Raw genomic sequence first — 20,170 nt, 5'->3', positions numbered from 1 at the left:
ACGCACGGGACCGTGCCGCTTGCTGGTGCCGCCTACTGGTTCTGCGGCGGGAGCGCGGCGACGAACGGGTGGTCGCGCTCGATCAGGCCGAGCTTGCTCGCACCGCCGGGGGAGCCCAGCTCGTCGAAGAACTCGACGTTCGCCTTGTAGTAGTCCTTCCACTCGTCCGGGGTGTCGTCCTCGTAGAAGATCGCCTCGACCGGGCACACCGGCTCGCAGGCACCGCAGTCGACGCATTCGTCCGGGTGGATGTACAAGGACCGGGAGCCCTCGTAGATGCAGTCGACCGGGCACTCCTCGATGCACGCCTTGTCCTTGACGTCGACACAAGGCTGCGCGATGACGTAGGTCACGCTGTCGTTCCTCCTCGATAGGGCGCTGGCGGGCCTCCGTAGGCTCCGCCGCCTGGCGCGCGGGAGCGCGGCGTCGTCGATGCCCGCACCTAGTATCTCCGTTCTGGGGCATGATCCGAACAGGAGGGGTGGACAGAACCGTGGAATTCGGCGCACGAGGATTGCTGGAGATCCGCATCAGCCCGGCTGACGTGGGCAAACGCGTCTCCGTTCGGCGGGTCCACCGGGCGACGGACGACGCCGCGAAGTTCACCGACACGGTCGGCGTTCTCACATCCTGGGACGGGGGTGTGCTCAGCATCACCCGGCGGACCGGGGAGGTGGTGCACGTCGACGCCACCGCCCTGGTAGCGGGCAAGGTGGTGCCGGCCGCGCCGGCCCGCCGGCGCGGCCCGGCCGCGGACCACCCGGAACTCGCCCGGGTGGCCGCCCGGGCCTGGCAACCGGTGGAGAGCGAGCGGCTCGGCGACTGGCAGTTGCGGGCGGCCGGCGGTTTCACCCGCCGGGCCAACTCGGTCCTCCCGCTGGGCGATCCGGGCCTGCCGCTGGACGAGGCCCTCGCCCGGGTGCGCCGGTGGTACGCGGGGCGCGGCTTGCCCGCCTACCTCCAGACTGCCACCGGCGCACGCGGGGCGCAGGAGGAGTTGTGCGCCGCCCTGGCGGAGCGCGGTTGGCTCCGGGAGGTCTCCGCGGAGGTGCGGATCGCCCCGTTGGCGCCGCTGGCCGCCGCCGCCCCCGACCCGGGGGCCCCGGAGGACCCCGGTGCGCGGGTCCGGCTGGCGCGGGGCTTCGACGAGGGCTGGTTGGGCCGGTACCAGCGCTTCCGCGAGCCCGGACCCGAGGTGCGGGCGGTGCTCGCGGCCGGCCCTTCGGTGTGGTTCGCCTCGGTGGACGGCGCCCTCGACGAGCCCCCGCTGGCGATCGGGCGCTGCGTGGTGGACGGCCGGTGGGCGGGGTTCATGGCCGTCGAGGTGGCGCCCCGGGCCCGACGGCGGGGACTGGGCACGGCCGTGATGGCCGCACTGGCGGGCCAGGCGCTCTCGGAGGGCGCCTCGGCGGCCTGGCTCCAGGTGGAGGCGGACAACGGGCCCGCCCTGGCGATGTACGGGCGGATGGGCTTCACCCCCCATCACGCGTATCACCACTACCGGGCGCCCGCGGGCGCCTGAGGCGGGCGGGCGGACACGTGCGGGACACCTGGTGGCGACGGAGGTTCGCCGCGGAGGCGCGGGCGGAGCGACCCGATCTGGCCGTGCTGTGCCTGCTCGTCGGCGCGGAGGCCGATGCGGCGTTCGCGGCCGGCGGGGAGGCGGCGCTGGACGCCTCGCAGGCGGAGCTGGACCGGTTGGCCGGTGAGGTGCCGTACCGTCCGGGCGACCCCGCCGCCTGGGCGCACGCACTGGCCGAACTCCTCGGCGGTCGGTACGGCTTCCGCGGCGATCCCTCGGACTACCAGCGGCTGGAGTCCTCGCTGTTGCACATGGTGCTGGAGCGTCGCAGGGGTCTGCCGATCCTGTTGTCGGTGGTGTGGCTGGAGGTGGCCCGCCGGGCGGGGGCACCGGTGTACGGGGTGGCCCTGCCGGGCCACTTCGTGGTGGGTTTCGGGGCACCCGGGGAGCAGGTGCTCGTCGATCCGTTCGACGGTGGACGGGTGTTGTCCGAGGCTGACGCGCAGTCCCTGGTGCTCCGGGCGAGCGGGGCGCCGCTCGATCCCGAAGTGCTGCGGCCGGCCGACCCGTTGGAGACCGTGGTGCGCGTGCTGAACAACATCCGGGCGTGGGCCGAGGCCCGCCCGGAGCGCTCCGACGTGACGCTGTGGGCCATCGACCTGGCCCTGGCGCTGCCCTCGCACCCGGCCCGCCTGCGCCACGAGCGGGCCCAGGTGCTGGTGCGGCGCGGGGACTTCCTGCGGGGGGCCGCCGAACTGGAGGCGTACGCCGAGGTGGTGGCGGCGGTGGACACCACCGCCGCCGAGCAGGTGCGCGGCGAGGCCCGGGCGGCGCGGGCCCGGTTGAACTAGCGGCGTCCGGCCCGTGAACCGCTCGGACGAGAGCGGTTCACGGGCCGGACAGTGCCTCGGAGCGGTCCGTCAGGACGGGTCCAGCGGGATGGCCACGGTGCGCTCGGCCTCCGTCTTGCCGGTGAGCGCCTGCTTCAGGGCCGCGGCGACGTCCTGGGGGGTGACCGGTGTCTTCTCACCGGTGCCCCGGGTGATCAGGACGCCGTCGAAGGTGCCGCCGTACAGGTTCTTCAGGGCCGCTTGGTCATAGGTGTCGACCAGCTTCCCGTTGATCGCCTTGACGCCGATGATCTGGGGCAGGGACACCTCGGGGCCGAAGGGGATGGCCGCCGTTCCCGCGGTGATCGTGACGTTCCCGGACATCGCCGGCTCGGCGAACTCCTTCATCATCCGGTCGACCTCGGCCCGGCTGATCGAGGGCTCCTGCTCGGTGACGGCGAGCCGCACGGGAGCGGACTGCCCGGTCTCGACCTGCTTGCGGTACGCCTCCTCCACGGCGGGCATCGAGCCCTTGACGTCGACGCCCTTGCCGGGCTTGCCGTAGACGGCGACCGCCTTGCCCTTCTCGAAGCGGATGGTGCCCTCGCCGGAGCCGCTGCCGGCCCCGACCGCCCGTTCCAACTGGACCTGGAGCTTCTCGGTGTCCACCGGCATGGACGGGGAGACCACCCGCTTCTCCCCGAACAGGGAGGTGACCACCGAGACCGGGTGGTAGTCGCCGCCGGCCGCGGAGGCCACGGTGGCGTCCGCGTCGAAGGTCAGGCCCGCCTGGTCGGGGCGGAGTTGCACGGTCCGGCCGTCGACGGAGAGCCGGAGCGGCTTGGCGAGCCGCTCGCCGAGCGCCGCGTCGAGTTTCTTGACGGCGTCGTCACGGGTGCCGCCGCCGATGTCCACGCCGAGCACGGTGGTGCCCTTGGGCACGTCGGAGTGGTTGAGCAACAGACCGGCGCCGTAGGTGCCGGCGGCGGCGAAGACGACCAGGCCGCCCAGGAGGACGAGCTTGCTGCGGCCCTTCTTCTTGGCGGGCTTCGCCGGGGCCTTCGGTGCCGGGGCGGGCCGGTCGCCCTCGCGGGCGTCGGGGCCGTCGTCCGGGAAGGCGTCGGCGATGCCGGGCGGCGGCACCACGGGCAGACCGCTGGTGAGGGTCGGGCCCACGACGTTGCCGCCGGGGGTGGCCGTGGGCGCGCCCACGGGGGTGCCGGGGCCGGCGGGCGGTGCGGGCACCGGCTGCTGCGGGGTGAGGATGGCGGTGTCGTCGCTCATCCGGGGCGCCCCGCCCGGGGCCGTGGGGCCCTGCGGGGCGGCGGGCGGCGCGCCGGGGGTGAAGTACGGCAGGTCACCGTGGGTGTCCTGGGGGCCGCCGACGGGCAGCCCGCCCAGGGTTCCGCCGCCCGTGACGGTGGGTGCCGCTGCGGCGCCGACCCCCGGCGGGGCGGTCGGGCCCTGGGGCACGGGGGTCCCGTTCGCGGGGGTCCCGCCCGGACCGGGGCGCGGCGCCGACGGCTTGCGGGGCGCGAACCACGCACTGGCCTTGTCCGGCTCCCCCTCCCCTCCGGCCGGAGCCCCCGGGACGGGGGGCGGCGGGACGGCGGCCGGGTCGGGCGCACCGGGCCGCCGGACGGCGCCGGTGTCGGCCTCCGCCGGCGGGGCCCCCTCGGATTCGGCGACCGGTGTGCGCATGACGACCGGGGGGATCGGCCGGGACCCGGGGATGTTGATGCGGACCCGGGTGGTCAGGGTCGTCTCGGTCTTGCGGTCCTCTGCGGAGGCGTCGGCACTTGGGCGCTCGCCCGCTCCGGCCGCGGGGGCGCTGCCGTACGGCGGCGTCCCCGACGGGTAGGCGGCTCCTCCGCGCCCGTGCGGCCCGGAGGACGAACTGTCAGTTTCACGACTCAAGGCAGGTTCTCCCGGTTGGCTCCACCGCCCGACTCGACCTCACTCGGGGTTTCCCCCGTCGTGGGTTGGGGTAGTTCGGCGGCGCGCACCACCTTACTGGCCACCGCCGACACGCGGCTGCGGCCACGGGGGAATCCCGTACCGCATCCGCTCTCCCGTGCTATGGCGGCCCGGTCCGCCGCGGTGGCGAACCGGTACGTCACTTGCCAAGTCGGGCGGGAGCGCTGCCCGGTTGCACCGACCGCACGAGGGTGGCGCACATCACAGCGAGGGCGATCCCGCCGAGCAGGTACACGTAGGTGCCGGCGCCGGTCGCGTAGAGGAAGTCCCCCTCCGGCCGGCTGGAGGTGAGCAGGATGACGGCGACGAGCCAGCCGGCGGCGGGCGCGACCGCCCCGCCCCGGGTGCCGACCGCACGGCCGCCGCCCAGGAACAGCCCGCCCGTGCCGAGGAGCGCGAGCAGCAACCCCCCGGGGAACCAGGCGCCTTGGACGAGCGAGCCGGCGCCGCCGATCAGCAGCCCGAGGACGAACAGCAGCAGGTAGGCGGCGATCCGGCCGGCGGACGGCGGGCCCTGGAGCAGGAACCCGCCGGGGAGGTCGGCCGTCGCGGCGCGCCCGGTGGGGGCGGCGTCGCCGGGGGTGGCGCTCATCGGGCCGCGGCCCCTTCGTCGGCGGTGCCGCCCGCGCGGGGTGCGCCGATGGTGTCGGCGGCGCGCGGGGGCCGGGCGGGGGCGAGGCCGGCGAAGAGGTCGGTCTCCGGGGTGCCGACCGGGGTGCCCCGCACGAGTTCGAAGTACTCGACGGCGAAGAGCGGTTGGGCGAGCTGGTTGGAGAGGGCGAACCAGGGGCCGCTGACGTCGACCTGGGTGGCGTGGGCGGCCATCGCCGCGGCCTTCTCGTCGGCGTGGGCGCTGCCGTCGATGACGGTGGTGATCCGCTCGTCGGCCACCACGCCGGGCACGTCGTCCACGGACGCCGCCCGGGGGAAGGGCAGGTCGGGCAGGGCCCGGTCGAGTCGGGCGAAGCCCTCCTCGACCACGGAGCGGGGCACCCGGTTCCAGTAGACCTTCTCGATGGTGTGCGGCTCGCCGAGGTCGCGGCGGTAGGCGCGTTCGGCGGCGAGCTCGGCGGCACGGACGGCGACCCGGTGGGCCTTGATGTGGTCGGGGTGCCCGTAGCCGCCGTCCGGGTCGTAGGTGACCAGGACCTGGGGGCGGACCTCGCGGATGACCTCCACGAGGTGGGCCGCGGCCTCGTCGAGGTCGGCGCTCCAGAAGGAGCCCTCGCGACGGTTCTGGGGCAGGCCCATCATCCCGGAGTCGCGGTAGCGGCCGGGTCCGCCGAGGAAACGATGATCGTGTACGCCCAGTGCCTTCATGGCCGCCGCAAGCTCCCCCACGCGGTGGGCGCCGAGGGCGTCCTCGCGGTCGGCGGTGAGCCGGGCCAGGTCGGGTGGGATGACCTCGCCCTCCTCGCCGAGGGTGCAGGTGACCAGGGTCACGCGGGCGCCTTCGGCCGCGTACTTGGCCATGGTGGCCCCGTTGGTGATCGACTCGTCGTCGGGGTGCGCGTGCACGAGCAGCAGGCGCCGGGCGGGCAGTTCCATCATGTGGACAGCCTACGAGGACCGGCCGGCCGCCGAGGGGAGAACGGTGGGGTTGGTGGATCTTGTTGTGATCCTGATGCGATCAACTGCGCTGGCGTGCGCCCCGCTCGTCCCCGTGCTCCCGGCGCGCACGGCCTGGAAGACCGCGCGCGCCGTGCTCCGCACCCCGTGCGAAGGGGGCCGTCTCCCCCACCGGGGAGACAGGTCGCGCGGTGCGGGAAAGTGTTAGAAGTTGATGTCGCCGATCATGCCCGCGACGTTCGAGGTGACCTCGGTGATCGTCGGGGCGATCGAGGAGCTGGCGAGGTAGAAGCCGAGCAGCATGCAGATGACGGCGTGACCGCCCTTCAGTCCCGACTTCTTGATCAGGATGAAGACGATGATCGCCAGCAGCAGCGCCGCCGAAATCGAGAGTGCCACGGCGGTTCACCTCCTAAAAGACCGTCACGGATACGAGCGTCGGACACCCGGGTTGGTACCCACCTTGCGTTACGGATCATAACTTTCCGCGTGATCGCAGGGATCGCACAAGGTCGGCTCACGGCAGCACAGGGGGGCGCATTGCGTCCCGTGCCCGTCGGATGGCCTCCGAGCCCCTGCCCTTCCTCCGTCAGTATGCCCGCACCCGACGGTTCACCCTGGGTGCACCCCAGACCTCCACGGTGTCACCAGACGGGGATCGCGTCATTTTTCCGCGGCCCCGAACCGGCACCGATCGGAACGAATGTTCTCCGGGTACGTGACGTTCCGGCAGGTGCCGCACGCGCGGTCGCCTCTACCGGTGGCGTCGCCGTCGGACACCCCGGCGCACGTGGCCCCCGTTGAGCAGGCACGTCGCGAACGCGACCGGGTGGCCGGGAACGGCACCGTCGACCCCATCGGGGGCGCCGCCGCGGAGTTGGCGGTTTTCGCCCGCTCCGGACGGGCCTCCACCACGGAGCCGGGCACCCGGCAGCGCCCGCGGACTCCCCGCGCCGGACGGCCGGCACCCGGCCCGTGCGGTGGAGGGCGCTCCGCACGGCGTGCGCACCGCGGGTTCTCGCCCCGCGCGTGATCCTCACGGAGGGGGGCACGCGAAGAACCACGTGCGCCGTCCCGCTCCCCCCTCCGAGCAGCCGCGCCGACCGGGCCCGAAGGGTCCATCCGAGGTGAACACCGCATGATGGCCCCCTGTCCGTACTGCTGGATCCGTATCCCGGACCGGACGGACGAAGGGTGCTCTCGGCGCAGAATGCGTACCCGAACTCAGCGGGTTCGCCGGGGTCGTCGCGGACTGCCGCGGGGCACCGGGGCGTTGCCCTCCGGGACGCACCGCACCGGTCGTCGCCGCTGGTGCGCGCGGGTGCTCGGGCCGAGGCGGGCGGGGACCGACCGGGGCGTCATGGTGTGTGCTCCCCGGCCGGTCTACGGCACCCGCACGGCCGTACGACGTGCAGCCTGTCGCGGCCGCGTATCGGCGCCGTGGCGGGGGAGTTGCCGGGGTGTTAACGGTCCTCGGCGGGCGGGTCGGCCGGGTCCGGGGGCGCCTCGGGAGGCTCGTCCTCCCGGGATTCCGGTGGGACCACCCGTTTCTCCTCCGCGAAGTGGCAGGCGGAGGCGTGGGCCGCCGGGCCCGGGGCGTACCGGAACTCCGCGGGCACCGCCAGCAGCGGGACCTCCAGTGCGCAGCGTTCCTGGGCCTTCCAACAGCGGGTGCGGAAGCGGCAACCGGAGGGCGGGTTGGCCGGCGAGGGCACGTCACCGGTGAGGATGACGCGTTCCCGGTGTTCCCGTGCGTCCGGGTCGGGGACCGGGACGGCGGAGAGCAGGGCCTGGGTGTAGGGGTGGGTCGGGTGGTCGTAGATCTCGGTGTCGGTACCGAGTTCCACGATCTTGCCGAGGTACATCACGCCGACCCGGTCAGAGATGTGCCGGACGATCGACAGGTCGTGGGCGATGAAGATGTAGGAGAGGTTGAACTCGCTCTGCAACCGGTCCAGGAGGTTGATCACCTGGGCCTGCACCGAGACGTCGAGGGCCGACACCGGCTCGTCGGCGATGATGATCTCGGGGTTGAGGGCGAGGCCGCGGGCGATGCCGATGCGCTGGCGCTGACCGCCGGAGAACTGGTGCGGGTACCGGTTGATGTACTCCGGGTTGAGGCCGACCACGTCCAGCAGCTCCTGGACCCGGCGACGGCGGTCGCCCTTGGGCGCCACCTCCGGATGGATGTCGAACGGCTCCCCGATGATGTCACCGACCGTCATCCGCGGGTTCAACGAGGTGTACGGGTCCTGGAACACCATCTGGATGTTCCGCCGCACCGCCTTCAACGCCCGCCCGGACAACGTGGTGATGTCCTGGCCCTTGTACTTGATGACCCCGGCGGTGGGGCGTTCGAGGTGGACGAGGGTCTTGGCGACGGTGGACTTGCCGCAGCCGGACTCGCCCACGATGCCCAGCGTCTCGCCCTGGTACAGGTCGAAGTCGACGCCGTCGACCGCCTTGACGGCACCCACCTGCTTCTTGAACAGGATGCCCTGGGTGAGCGGGAAGTGCTTGACCAGTCCCCGCACCTCCAGGATCGGTTCGCCGCGGGCCACGGGGGCGTCGAGCGCCTCGACCCGTTCCTCGGCCGCGGACGCGGGGGGTTCGGTGGGGGTGACCGAGTCAGCCACGGAGCGTCTCCCTCCAGAAGTGGCAGGCGCTGCGGCGTTCGGCGGACACCTCGGCCAGCGGCGGTTCGTCGGTGCGGCACACGTCCTGGGCCATCGGGCAGCGGGGGTGGAAGGCACAGCCGGAGGGGATGCGGGTGAGGTTGGGGGGCAGGCCCTTGATGGCGAAGAGCTCGCGGCCCTTCTGGTCCAGGCGCGGGATCGATTCCAGCAGCCCCTTGGTGTAGGGGTGGGCCGGGGCCTTGTAGATGTCGTGGACGGGTGCGGTCTCCACGATGCGGCCGGCGTACATCACCGCGATCTTGTCCGCCACGTCCGCCACCACGCCCAGGTCGTGGGTGATCAGGATGAGGCCCATGGTGTACTCGCGCTGGAGCTCCGCGAGCAGGTCCATCACCTGGGCCTGCACTGTCACGTCCAGCGCCGTGGTCGGCTCGTCCGCGATGATCAGGTCCGGCTCCAGGGCCAGCGCCATCGCGATCATGATGCGCTGCCGCATGCCGCCCGAGAACTGGTGCGGGTACTGGGTGACGCGCTCGGCGGCGGCCGGGATCTTGACCCGGTCCATGAGTTCGACGGCCTTGGCCCGGGCGTCCTTGCGGGACAGCCCCCGGTGCACCCGGAACATCTCGCCGAGCTGTTCCCCCACCGTCAGTACCGGGTTGAGCGAGGACAGGGCGTCCTGGAAGATCATGGCCATGCCGGCGCCGCGGACCTTGCGGCGGGCCTCCTCCTTGAGCTTCAGCAGGTCCTCGCCCCGGAAGAGGACCTCGCCGCCGGTGATCCGGCCCGGCGGGGTGTCGAGGATGCCCATGATCGCCTGCGCGGTCACCGACTTCCCGGACCCCGACTCGCCCAGCACGGCCAGCGTCTGTCCGGCGTCGACGGTGTAGCTGACCCCGTTGACCGCCCGGGCGACGCCGTCCCGGGTCCGGAACTCCACTCGTAGGTCGCGGACGTCCAGCAGCATCGCGGTGGCCTCCTCAGCGCAGCTTGGGGTCGAGGGCGTCGCGCACCGCGTCGCCGAGCATGATGAACGCGAGCACGGTGACGGCCAGGGCCCCGGCGGGCCAGAGCAGTGCGTGCGGGGCGTTGCGGACGTACGGGGAGGCGGCGGAGATGTCGATGCCCCAGGAGACGGTGGGCGGTTTCAGTCCGACACCGAGGTAGGACAGGGTGGCTTCCAGGGAGATGTAGGTGCCCAGGGCGATGGTCGCGACGACGATGACGGGGGCCACCGCGTTGGGGGTGATGTGGCGCAGCAGCATGCGGGAGTTGGAGGCGCCGAGGGCGCGGGCCGCCTGCACGTAGTCGTTCTGCTTGGCCGTGATGACGGAGCCGCGGGCGATCCGGGAGATCTGCGGCCAGCCGAGCAGCACCATGAAGCCGATGACGGGCCAGACGGTGTTGCTGGTGACGACGGAGAGCAGCACCAGGCCGCCGAGGACGACGGGGATGGCGAAGAACATGTCGGTGAGTCGGGAGAGCAGTGCGTCCCACGCCCCGCCGAAGAACCCGGCCAGTCCGCCGAGGACGGAGCCGAGGAGGGCGACCCCCAGGGTGGCGCACACACCGACGGTGACGGAGGTCCGCGCCCCGTACACGGTCCGGGTGTACACGTCGCAGCCCTGGCCGTTGAAGCCGAAGGGGTGCCCCGGTTCGGAGCCCTTCTGCGCGTCGGCCAGGTTGCAGCTGAGGGGGTCGCCGGAGGCGATGGCGCCGGGCCAGAGCGAGATGAAGACGAGGAAGAGGATGACCAGCCCGGAGATCAGGAAGACCGGGTTGCGCCGCAGGTCGTGCCAGGCGTCGGACCACAGGGAACGCGGTTTGCCGGTGGGGCCGGTACCGAGCGGGCCGCCGGGGGTGCGCTCCAGCGTCTCCCCCTCGGCGGTGGCGAGGTCCATCGCACCGCCGGCGCCGGTCGAGGCGATCGCCGTGTCGTCGGGCGGTTGCTCAGGCATAGCGGATCCTCGGGTCGAGTACGGCGTACAGCAGGTCGACGAGCAGGTTCGCCACCAGGAAGACGAGGACCAGGACCGTCACGAAGCCGACCACCGTCTGGGTGTTCTGGCGGAGGATGCCTTGGTAGAGCTGGTAGCCGACGCCGTGGATGTTGAAGATGCGCTCGGTGACGATCGCCCCGCCCATCAGGGCGCCGATGTCGGTGCCGATGAAGGTGATCACCGGGATCAGCGAGTTGCGGAGCAGGTGCCGGGTCACCACGCGGCGCCGGGGCAGGCCCTTGGCGACGGCGGTGCGCACGTAGTCGGCGCGCCGGTTCTCCGCGATGGAGGTGCGGGTGAGCCGGGTGACGTACGCGAGGGAGACCGAGGCGAGGACCAGACCGGGGAGGATCAGCTCGTCGAAGGGCGCCTCCGGGGAGACCGAGGGGCGGATCCAGCCCCACTCGACGCCGAGGAGCAGTTGGAGCAGCAGACCGGTGACGAAGGTGGGCACCGAAATCACGATCAGGGTGAGGACCAGCACTCCGGTGTCGACGGGGCGGCCCCGTTGCAGACCGGTGACCACGCCCAGGGAGATGCCGATGACGATCTCGAAGACGATCGCCACGATCGTCAGCCGGATGGTGACCGGGAAGGCGGAGGCCATCAGTTCGGTGACCGGCTGCCCGTTGAAGGCGGTGCCGAAGTCGCCGGTGAAGACGTTGCCCATGTAGGTGAGGTACTGCTGCACCAGGGGCTTGTCGAGGCCGAACTCCTTCTCCAACTGGGCGGCGGTCGCCGGGTCGCAGGCGCGCTGACCGCACAGGCCCGCGATGGGGTCGCCCATCACGTTGACCATCAGGAAGATCAGCAGGGTGGCGCCGATGAAGACGGGGATCATCTGTAGCAGACGCCGGATCACATAGCGTCCCATGAACCGCTCCGGGGGTCGTGGTGTCCGGGTGGGCCCCGGGCGCGCACCGACGCGGGTGGCGACGGTGCGCCCGGGGGGCGCGGGCCGGGCCGGCCGGTGTCAGCTGACCTTGATCGCGTTGTAGACGGGCACGCTGAACTGGTTCAGCTTCACGTTGGAGACCCGCTGCGAGTAGCCGGCGCTGCCGTTCTGGTACCAGAGCGGAATGGCGGCCATGTTGTCCCGGACCACGCCTTCGGCCTCCTGGAACAGTTGGACGGCCTTGGCCTGGTCGGTCTCCGCGTTGGCCTGGTTGACGAGTCGGTCGAAGTCCGTGTTGGACCACTTGCCGTCGTTCGAGGAGGCGTTGGTGTAGTAGAGCGGTTGGAGGAAGTTCTGGATGAGCGGGTAGTCCATCTGCCAGCCGGCGCGGAACGGCCCGGACATCTTGCTCTCGGTGATCTGGTTGCGGAAGTCCGCGAAGGTGCCGATGGGGTTGCCGACGCAGGCGCGGCTGTTGCCCAGGGCGTTGTTGATGGAGTTGCACACGGCGTCCACCCACTCCTTGTGGGAGCCGGTGTCGGCGTTGTACGAGATCTTCACCTGCCCGCCGGGGAGCCCGCCGCCCTCCTCGACCAGCTTCTTGGCGGCGGCCGGGTCGTAGGTGCAGGAGTCCCCGCAGAGCCCGTCCTGGAAGCCGCCGTCCTCGCCGAGGACCGGGGAGGTCCAGTCGGTGGCCGGAGTCCGGGTCTTGTGGAAGATCGTCTCCGTGATCTGGTTGCGGTCGATCGCCCGGGAGAGCCCCTGGCGGACCTTCAGCACCTGGGGATCGGACCAGGCGGAGTCGTAGAAGGGGAAGGCCAGGGTCTGGATGATGCCCGCAGGGGTGTTGATGTACCGGTCCCCGAGGTCGGCGCCGACGTTGCCCAACTGGGCGGCGGGGATGTCGTCCACCAGGTCGAGGTTGCCGGCGATGAGGTCGGTGTAGGCGGTGTTGTTGTCGGTGTAGACCTTGAGGTCGATCCCGCCGTTCTCGGCCTTGTCGTCGCCCGGGTAGTCGGCCCAGGCCCGCAGGGACATCTGGGAGCCCCGGGTGTAGGAGTCGACGGAGTACGGGCCGTTGCCCACCGGCTTGCTCAGCCAGGTGGCGTGGTCGTCGAAGAAGGCGCGGGGCAACGGGGAGAAGGCGGCGTACCCGAGGGTGTCGGGGAAGGTCGAGAACTTCTGGTTGAGCTTGACGGTGAACGTCCTGGGGTCCACGACCTTCAGCCCCGAGAGGGTGTCGGCGCTCTGTTCCCCGGAGTCCGGGTGGACCTTGTCGTAGCCCTCGATGTAGCCGAAGAAGTACGCGTTCTTCTGGTTGTTCTTCAGGCTCGCGCCGTAGTTCCACGCGTCCACGAAGGACTGCGCGGTGACCGCCTCGCCGTTGCTGAACTTCCAGCCGTCCTTGACGGTGACGGTGAAGTTCTGCGAGTCGGAGGTCTCGATCTTCTCCGCGAGCATGTCCTCCGCGGCGCCCGTCTCGGGGTTGTAGCGCTTGAGGCCGCGGAAGATCATGTCCAGCACCTTGCCGCCCTGCACCTCGTTGGTGTTGGCCGGCTCCAGCGGGTTCTGCGGGTCCCCCCAGGAGGAACTCACGATCCCGGAGCCGCTGCCGCCACCGCCGTCGCCGTCGCCTCCCCCGCAGCCGGTCGCCGTCGCCGCCAGGGCGACGGCGGTCGCTGCCGCGACCCAGGGGGCGCGCCTGACTCCACGCATGGAGTGCCTCCTCATCAGGTTCGCTGTTCACGTAGGCCCAAATATCACCTCACTCTTCGCATTCCGCACATTCAGCCCATCCGGGTGGGTGTACGACCGTCGGAGCGGGGAGGCCGCGCAGGGCCCGACGTCCCCGCGCCCCCTCAACTCCCGAGGCGGCCGGAGGCCTCGGGCTCCGCCCTGGCCAGTAGGGCGACGAGCACCAGGGGCGCCACGATCTGGTAGCCGATCCAGAGTTCGCCCCCGAGATCGCCGCCCTGTCGGGCGACGAACAGGGCGACGGCGGTCAGCAGGGCCCAGCCGACGTCGTAGGCGACCATGAGCGGGAGGACCGTCCCCATCGGACGGCGCCGCACTTGACCGACCTCGATCACGCCACCGATCAGCAGCGCCGCACAGGCGGCGAGCACCAGCGCCGTGGACACCCCGAGCCACTCCCCCGGCTCGCCGGCACCCACCAGGAAGGCCGCACCGAGCAATGCCTTGAACACCCCGTCGGCCACGGCCCCCGCCAGGAGCCCCCGCGACCCCCCTCCCGCACCCCGTACCCGCGCCATGAAGCCCTCCCCGGCACTCGACGCTCGACTTCCCGTAATCTCGTTACGAGCATAATGAAATTATGCGAATGACGAGGGTCGAAGCCAGGGAACGCAATCGCCGGGCGTTGTTGGACGCCGCCTTCGAAGTGGTCTCCCGGGACGGATACCGGGCGAAGCTGGAAGAGATCGTCGAGCGGGCGGGGGTGACCACGGGCGCTGTCTACTCGCTGTTCGGTAGCAAGAGCGGACTGGTGGTGGCCCTCGCCGCCGACCATCTGAAGCCGCACTACGAGGAGATCCACCGGGCGGTCACCGCCGAGATGGACCTCGGGGAGGCCGTGGGCGCCTTCGCCCGTTCCTCCTGGCGCAGCGCTGCGGCACCGAGCGGGCGGTCCGAGGTGTCCCTTCAGATCACCCTCGTGGACATGGCCGTGCACGACCCCGAACTGGGCTCTCAACTCGCAGCGTCCATCCGGGCCCAGGAAGGACAGCTGACCTCCTTGTTCACCGGTCGCGCGCACACCGACGGCACGGTGACGCACGCTCAGGCCCGGCGTCTGGTGACCGCGCTTCGGGCGCTCTTCGTCAGCCTCCGCCAAGGGGTCGTCCTCGGGCTCGCCCCGGACGCCGACGAAGAGTACTTCGTGGCCGCCGCCCGGGCCCTCGTCTCCACGTCCTGTCTCTTGGAGCAGCCGCCGACCGCCGGACGCCCGCACGATCCGCAGTGAGGACGCCACCCGGAACGTCGTGCGGCGTGCGGGACGTCGGAGCCCACCCCCCGATGGGCCCCGACGACGTCCGCCCGGCTACGGCGGCCCGGGCGCAACGGTCTCGGTGAGCGTCAACCAGTCCTTACCGGGTTGGACGAGGACGGTCACCTTCTGCCCGTGCGCGTCCCGCCCCTCGTACCAGGCGAAGGGAGGGCGGTCGACGGCCATGTCCCGGGCCTTGAGCCCGCACGCCGCCAACACCCGTTGGAGATCCTTCAGGTCCTCCTTCGCCTGCCGGTCGGTGGCGTAGTGGGCCACGCGCGTCAGGGTGGACGAACCGTCCTCGGATTCGTCGCCGTGGGCGAAGGAGTGGTGCCGCGGGGGGCCGGGGCGGCCTTGCGGTTGCTCGCACTCCATCGAGGGCCACAGATCGGACATGCTGGACAGGCGCATCGTCGGCAGTCGTCGCGAGGACGCCTGCTTTCCCGGGGGCTCGACCACCTCGATCATGGGTATGCCCGCCGGCTGCACGATGTCCTCGGGCGAGGCCGCGCTCTGCGCCGCCGCCTCGACTTCCCGGACCTCCTCCCCGGGCTGGTAGGCCCAGAAGGCGAATCCGGCGACCGCCGCCGCGAGGGTGCTGCTGCCCACCACCCTCCGGGTCCGCCGACGCGCCGCCCGTGCCCGGAGTTCCCGCGGGTCGGGCATCCGGACGATCGTGTCCTCCAGGAGCTCTTCCAGTCTGGTCATCGCGGGGCACCCCCGACGCCCAACAGCCCACTGCTCATCACGGCCTCCGCTTCCTTGTCGGTGAGGTGTTCGCCGAGGGTTCTGCGGGCGCGGCTGAGCATGGTGCGCACCGCGCCGCTCGACGCCCCCGTCTCGCTGGCGATCTCTGCCACGGGGAGGTCCAGGAGGTGGTGGAGCACCACGACGCGTCGCTGTTGCGGAGTCAGCTCCCGTAGGGCGGCCACCAGGGCGACCCGGTCCTCCGTCGGCTCCGGCGCGTCCCTCGGCGGACCGTGGCGGAAGTGGGCCAGTATGCGACCGCGCGTCCTGCGCCAGGCGCTGATCGCCAGTCGGATCGCCACCCGGCGCACCCACGGCAGCGGGTCCCCGCTCCGCGTCAGCCTCGACCAGCGCTGCCACGCCCTGACGTACGCCTCCTGCACCGCGTCCTCCGCCTCCGCCAGATCGCCCGTCACCACGTAGACCGTGGCCACCAGGCGCTTCACGGTGGCGGCGTAGAACGCGTCGAAGTCCTCCGACGCGGCGGAACTCGTCGCCATGGTCGCCCCCCGTCCCTCCTGCACGGACGGCCCTGCCGCCGTCCTGCCATAAGCACGCCCGGGCGGCGGGGAAGGTTACGCGGGGGAAGCGGATCGGGTGGGTTCCGCCGATCGCCGTGCGCGGCGCTCCCCCGCGACCTCGTCCGCGCCCCTGCCCGGGGACCGGCGGTGTCGGGGGACCGGACGGACGTCCGACGGAACGCCGTCGGCCCGCACCACCCCCTCCGGGGCGGTGCGGGCCGATGGCGGTCGGTCGCGGGACGGCGGCGTCAGCCGGCGTGGACCACGTCCTTCTCCTCCGCGAAGTGGCACGCGGACTCGTGTGCGGCGAAGCTGTCCGTGCCCTGGAACCGCTCGGGGATCGCCAGCACCGGCACCTCCTCCGCGCAGCGGTCCTGGGCCTTCCAGCAGCGGGTGCGGAAGCGGCAACCGGAGGGCGGGTTGGCCGGCGAGGGCACGTCACCGGTGAGGATGATGCGCTCCCGACGCTCCCGTGCGTCCGGGTCGGGGACCGGGACGGCGGAGAGCAGGGCCTGGGTGTAAGGGTGGGTCGGGTGGTCGTAGATCTCGGTGTCGGTACCGATCTCCGCGATCTTGCCGAGGTACATCACGCCGACCCGGTCGGAGATGTGCCGGACGATCGACAGGTCGTGCGCGATGAAGATGTAGGACAGGTTGAACTCGTCCTGGAGCTTCTCCATCAGGTTGATGACCTGCGCCTGGACCGACACGTCCAGCGCCGACACCGGCTCGTCGCAGATGATGATCTCGGGGTTGAGGGCGAGGCCGCGGGCGATGCCGATGCGCTGGCGCTGACCGCCGGAGAACTGGTGCGGGTACCGGTTGATGTACTCCGGGTTGAGGCCGACCACGTCCAACAGTTCCTGGACCCGGCGACGGCGGTCGCCCTTCGGCGCCACCTCCGGATGGATGTCGAACGGCTCCCCGATGATGTCACCGACCGTCATCCGCGGGTTCAACGAGGTGTACGGGTCCTGGAACACCATCTGGATGTTCCGCCGCACCGCCTTCAACGCCCGCCCGGACAGCTTGGTGATGTCCTGGCCCTTGTAGAAGACCTCGCCCGCGGTGGCCCGCTCCAGGTTCATCAGCAGCTTGGCGACGGTGGACTTGCCGCAGCCGGACTCGCCCACGATGCCCAGCGTCTCGCCCTGGTACAGGTCGAAGTCGACGCCGTCGACCGCCTTGACCGCACCCACCTGCTTCTTGAACAGGATGCCCTGGGTGAGCGGGAAGTGCTTCTTCAGCCCGCGCACCTGGAGGATCGGCTCACCGCGCTCGACCGGGGCCTCCAGGGCGGCGACCGCCGCGTCCTCGGAGGCGGCCTCGACCACCGCGACGTCGGAGACGTTCGGCGTGGGCTCCGTGCCCTGGGGCTCGTCGGACTTCGAGAGCTTCGGGGATTCAGCCATGGATCGTCTCCTTCCAGAAGTGGCAGGCCGAACGGCGGCCGGGCAGTTCGCCGCCGTCCCGTTCGGTCACCGGGTGCAGCACGGGGATGTCCGTACGGCAGACGTCCTGCGCCGCCGTGCACCGCGGGTTGAAGGCGCAACCGGACGGCACCCGCAACAGGTTGGGCGGCAGGCCCTTGATCGCGAAGAGTTCCTGGCCCTTCTGGTCCAGGCGCGGGATCGACTCCAGCAGCCCCTTGGTGTAGGGGTGGGCGGGGCGCTTGTAGATGTCGTGGACGGGGGCGGTCTCCACGATGCGGCCGGCGTACATCACCGCGATCTTGTCCGCCACGTCCGCCACCACGCCCAGGTCGTGGGTGATCAGGATCAGGCCCATGTTGAACTCGCGCTGGAGCTCCGCGAGCAGGTCCATCACCTGGGCCTGCACCGTCACGTCCAGCGCCGTGGTCGGCTCGTCCGCGATGATCAGGTCCGGCTCCAGGGCCAGCGCCATCGCGATCATGATGCGCTGCCGCATGCCGCCCGAGAACTGGTGCGGGTAGTCCGACACCCGGGAGGACGCGGCCGGGATCTTCACCCGGTCCATCAGCTCGATGGCCTTGGCCTTGGCCTCCTTCTTGGAGAGCCCCTGGTGCACCCGGAACATCTCGCCGAGCTGGTAGCCCACGCTCAGCACCGGGTTCAGCGAGGACAGGGCGTCCTGGAAGATCATGGCGATCTTCCGGCCGCGGATCTTGCGGCGCTCCTCGGCGGACATGGTCAGCATGTCCTGGCCGCGGAAGCGGATCTCGCCCTGCGGGATCTTCGCCGGGGGCATGTCCAGGATGCCCATGATCGCCTGCGCGGTCACCGACTTCCCGGACCCCGACTCGCCCAGCACGGCCAGCGTCTCGCCGGCGGCCACGCTGTAGTTCACGCCGTTGACGGCCTTGACCACGCCGTCCCGGGTGTGGAACTCGACGTGCAGGTCCCGCACGTCGAGCAGCAGGTCGTCGTCCGCGGCGCCCCGGGGGCCCGGGACCGGTGCGGTCTTCTCGATGGTGGTCACGTACGCCTCCCTCAGCGCGTCTTCGGGTCGAGGGCGTTGCGGACGGCCTCGCCGAGCATGATGAACGACAGCACCGTGATGCTGAGCATGAGCGACGGGTACAGCAGGAGGTGCTGTGCCACGCGGATCTGGTCTCCGGCCGCCGAGATGTCGTTGCCCCAGGAGACGCCGGCCAGGCCGAGTCCCAGGTACGACAGCGTCGCCTCCGCGGAGATGTAGACGCCCAGCGAGATCGTCGCCACGACGATCACGGGGGCCACGGCGTTGGGCAGGATGTGGCGGAAGAGGATCCGCCGGGTGCCCGCGCCGAGCGCCTTGGCCGCCTGGACGTAGTCCGACTGCTTGATCGTGATCACCGAGCCGCGCATGACGCGCGCGGTCTGGGTCCAGCCGAGGAACGCCAGGGCGCCGATGACGATGACGATGGTGCGGTCCGTGAAGGAGTTCAGGACGACCATCGCGCCGAGCAGGAACGGGATGCCGAAGAAGATGTCGGTGATCCGCGACAGGATCGCGTCGATCACCCCGCCGAAGTAGCCGGCCAGCATGCCCATCAGACCGCCGACCAGGGTCACCACCACGGTGGTGCCGAGTCCGACGAGCACCGAGGCGCGCGTGCCGTGGATGGCGCGGGCGTAGACGCTGCGGCCCTGAGCGTCGTAACCCAGCCACTCCGGGGAGAAGACCTTGCCGAGCTCGGGCTTCTGGAGGAAGTGGTTCTGGAGGTCGCCGACCGTGGGGCTGGCGCTGGTGAACCACCCCGGGAAGGCGGTGATCGCCAGCAGCAGCAGGATCATCAGCGAGGAGGCGATGAAGATCGGTCGGCGCCGCAGGTCCTGCCAGGCGTCGCCCCAGAGGCTGCGCGCCTTCTCCGACTTCGGCTCCGGAGCCGGGTCCGGCTGCGGCACCGTGCTCTCGGCGGCCGCGTCGGCCGCCGTCTTGGTCAGGTCAGGCATAGCGAATCCTCGGGTCCAGGACCGCGTAGAGCAGGTCGACGATCAGGCTGGCGGCGAGGTAGACGAGGACCAGGATGGTCACCAGGCCGACCAGGGTCGTGCCCTCGCGGCGCTGGATGGACTCGAAGATGGTGCCGCCGACGCCCTGGATGTTGAAGAGGCCCTCGGTGACGACCGCGCCGCCCATCAGGGCGCCGATGTCGGTGCCGAGGAAGGTGACCACGGGGATCAGCGAGTTGCGCATCAGGTGCACCCCGACCACCCGGCGCTTGGGCAGGCCCTTGGCCACCGCGGTGCGGATGTAGTCGGCGCGCAGGTTCTCCGCGATGGAGGTGCGCGTGAGGCGTCCCACGTAGGCGAGGGAGAGCGCGGCCAACACGCAGGCGGGCATGAAGAGTTCGCCGAGGTTCGTGGAGTCGGTGACGTTGGGTTCCAGCCAGCCGAGTTGGAAGGCGAACACCGTCTTGAAGATGAAGCCGAGCACGAACGCCGGGACCGAGATCAGCAGCAGCGTGAACACCAGGATCAGGGTGTCGGCGGCCTTGCCGGCCCGCAGGCCCGCGGCGATGCCGAGGCCGATGCCGAGGACGACCTCGATGGCGAACGCGACGAGCGCCAGGCGCACCGTCACGGGGAACGCCTCGCCCAGGATGTCGGTCACCGGACGGCCGCTGGCGATCTGCGTGCCGAAGTCGAAGTGAAGGACCATGTCCTTCATGTAGTTGAAGTACTGGACCATGATCGGTTGGTCCAGCCCGTACTCCTTCCTCAGGGCGGCGATCGTGGCCTCGTTGCCGCCCTTGTCGCCGAACAGCCCACGCACGGGGTCACCGGGCAGGGCGTAGACCATGAGGAAGATCAGCAGGGTCGTCCCGATGAACACCGGGATCATCTGGAGCAGTCGTCGTGCGACATAACGCCCCATCGTGCCTCCATGTCAGTCACAGCGGCAGCCGTACGGGCCCTTCCCCCGCGAACCTGCTGGAGTTCGCGGGGAAAGGGCCCCCCGACCGCGCGTCCGTCCCGGCGGGACCGGCCCTGCTCGGGCCG

Annotated in this window: 20 protein-coding genes; 3 read left to right on the top strand and 17 right to left on the bottom strand. The window is 71.3% G+C overall.

The features are described 5' to 3' along the window. Positions 1–32: 32 nt before the first annotated feature. Positions 33–353, bottom strand: coding sequence for a ferredoxin (gene fdxA / locus ABT092_RS07595; RefSeq protein WP_351240873.1), 321 nt, complete (start codon positions 351–353; stop codon positions 33–35). A 140-nt stretch (positions 354–493) separates the two neighbouring features. Between fdxA and ABT092_RS07590 the strand changes: the two genes are divergently transcribed. Further along, entirely contained in the window at positions 494–1,522 is a 1,029-nt protein-coding gene (locus ABT092_RS07590) for a GNAT family N-acetyltransferase (RefSeq protein WP_351240973.1), read from the top strand. After that, a complete protein-coding gene (locus ABT092_RS07585) occupies positions 1,519–2,373 on the top strand; it encodes a transglutaminase-like and tetratricopeptide repeat-containing protein (RefSeq protein ID WP_502968403.1) in 855 nt (284 codons plus the stop codon). Before ABT092_RS07590 ends, ABT092_RS07585 begins: the two co-directional genes overlap by 4 nt. 69 nt (positions 2,374–2,442) lie before the next feature. Here the strand turns inward: ABT092_RS07585 and ABT092_RS07580 are convergent, their stop codons facing one another. The 10 genes from ABT092_RS07580 to ABT092_RS07530 all read right to left on the bottom strand — a co-directional run bounded on the left by ABT092_RS07580 (position 2,443) and on the right by ABT092_RS07530 (position 13,702). Next, positions 2,443–4,269, bottom strand: a complete 1,827-nt coding sequence (locus ABT092_RS07580) for a hypothetical protein (protein ID WP_351240869.1) — start codon at positions 4,267–4,269, stop codon at positions 2,443–2,445. Positions 4,270–4,468: 199 nt separating this feature from the next. Then, complete coding sequence (locus tag ABT092_RS07575) at positions 4,469–4,921, bottom strand: DUF6113 family protein (RefSeq protein WP_351240867.1); 453 nt, start codon at positions 4,919–4,921, stop codon at positions 4,469–4,471. Then, positions 4,918–5,880: an N-acetyl-1-D-myo-inositol-2-amino-2-deoxy-alpha-D-glucopyranoside deacetylase gene (gene mshB / locus ABT092_RS07570; protein ID WP_351240865.1), complete on the bottom strand. Its 963-nt coding sequence runs from the start codon at positions 5,878–5,880 to the stop codon at positions 4,918–4,920. Before mshB ends, ABT092_RS07575 begins: the two co-directional genes overlap by 4 nt. Positions 5,881–6,102: 222 nt before the next feature. Next, entirely contained in the window at positions 6,103–6,297 is a 195-nt protein-coding gene (locus tag ABT092_RS07565) for a hypothetical protein (protein WP_351240863.1), read from the bottom strand. Between the two features lie 1,064 nt (positions 6,298–7,361). Continuing rightward, positions 7,362–8,459 (bottom strand): ABC transporter ATP-binding protein, encoded by a 1,098-nt coding sequence (locus ABT092_RS07555; protein WP_351240971.1) that lies wholly within the window; start codon positions 8,457–8,459, stop codon positions 7,362–7,364. Positions 8,460–8,526: 67 nt separating this feature from the next. Further along, positions 8,527–9,501 carry an ABC transporter ATP-binding protein gene (locus ABT092_RS07550; RefSeq protein ID WP_351240861.1) on the bottom strand — a complete coding sequence of 325 codons (975 nt, stop codon included), beginning with the start codon at positions 9,499–9,501 and terminating at the stop codon, positions 8,527–8,529. A gap of 13 nt (positions 9,502–9,514) precedes the next feature. Further along, a complete protein-coding gene (locus tag ABT092_RS07545) occupies positions 9,515–10,492 on the bottom strand; it encodes an ABC transporter permease (protein ID WP_351240859.1) in 978 nt (325 codons plus the stop codon). Next, positions 10,485–11,408, bottom strand: a complete 924-nt coding sequence (locus ABT092_RS07540; protein ID WP_351240857.1) for an ABC transporter permease — start codon at positions 11,406–11,408, stop codon at positions 10,485–10,487. The genes ABT092_RS07545 and ABT092_RS07540 overlap by 8 nt, the downstream gene beginning before the upstream one ends. Positions 11,409–11,507: 99 nt before the next feature. Beyond that, the gene (locus tag ABT092_RS07535; RefSeq protein WP_351240855.1) at positions 11,508–13,145 is read right to left on the bottom strand and encodes a peptide ABC transporter substrate-binding protein; all 1,638 of its coding nucleotides are present in this window, start codon (positions 13,143–13,145) and stop codon (positions 11,508–11,510) included. A gap of 143 nt (positions 13,146–13,288) precedes the next feature. After that, positions 13,289–13,702: a hypothetical protein gene (locus ABT092_RS07530; protein WP_351240853.1), complete on the bottom strand. Its 414-nt coding sequence runs from the start codon at positions 13,700–13,702 to the stop codon at positions 13,289–13,291. Between the two features lie 68 nt (positions 13,703–13,770). On the opposite strand from ABT092_RS07530, the gene ABT092_RS07525 reads away from it, so the two are divergent. Further along, positions 13,771–14,412: a TetR/AcrR family transcriptional regulator gene (locus ABT092_RS07525; RefSeq protein ID WP_351240851.1), complete on the top strand. Its 642-nt coding sequence runs from the start codon at positions 13,771–13,773 to the stop codon at positions 14,410–14,412. A gap of 78 nt (positions 14,413–14,490) precedes the next feature. Here the strand turns inward: ABT092_RS07525 and ABT092_RS07520 are convergent, their stop codons facing one another. From ABT092_RS07520 to ABT092_RS07495, 6 genes are all read right to left on the bottom strand, one after another. Then, positions 14,491–15,144 (bottom strand): hypothetical protein, encoded by a 654-nt coding sequence (locus tag ABT092_RS07520; RefSeq protein ID WP_351240849.1) that lies wholly within the window; start codon positions 15,142–15,144, stop codon positions 14,491–14,493. Then, complete coding sequence (locus ABT092_RS07515; protein WP_351240847.1) at positions 15,141–15,683, bottom strand: SigE family RNA polymerase sigma factor; 543 nt, start codon at positions 15,681–15,683, stop codon at positions 15,141–15,143. Before ABT092_RS07515 ends, ABT092_RS07520 begins: the two co-directional genes overlap by 4 nt. Positions 15,684–15,952: 269 nt before the next feature. Continuing rightward, positions 15,953–17,116, bottom strand: coding sequence for an ABC transporter ATP-binding protein (locus tag ABT092_RS07510; protein WP_351240845.1), 1,164 nt, complete (start codon positions 17,114–17,116; stop codon positions 15,953–15,955). Beyond that, entirely contained in the window at positions 17,109–18,164 is a 1,056-nt protein-coding gene (locus ABT092_RS07505) for an ABC transporter ATP-binding protein (protein WP_351240843.1), read from the bottom strand. Before ABT092_RS07505 ends, ABT092_RS07510 begins: the two co-directional genes overlap by 8 nt. Positions 18,165–18,175: 11 nt before the next feature. Continuing rightward, positions 18,176–19,120 carry an ABC transporter permease gene (locus tag ABT092_RS07500; protein WP_351240841.1) on the bottom strand — a complete coding sequence of 315 codons (945 nt, stop codon included), beginning with the start codon at positions 19,118–19,120 and terminating at the stop codon, positions 18,176–18,178. Beyond that, positions 19,113–20,045 (bottom strand): ABC transporter permease, encoded by a 933-nt coding sequence (locus ABT092_RS07495; RefSeq protein WP_351240839.1) that lies wholly within the window; start codon positions 20,043–20,045, stop codon positions 19,113–19,115. Before ABT092_RS07495 ends, ABT092_RS07500 begins: the two co-directional genes overlap by 8 nt. Positions 20,046–20,170 lie beyond the last annotated feature (125 nt).

Source organism: Streptomyces sp. NPDC002490, assembly GCF_040296045.1.
Lineage (GTDB): Bacteria > Actinomycetota > Actinomycetes > Streptomycetales > Streptomycetaceae > Streptomyces.
Note: the sequence above shows the minus strand (reverse complement) of the source record. Positions and strands in the feature narration are given on the sequence as shown.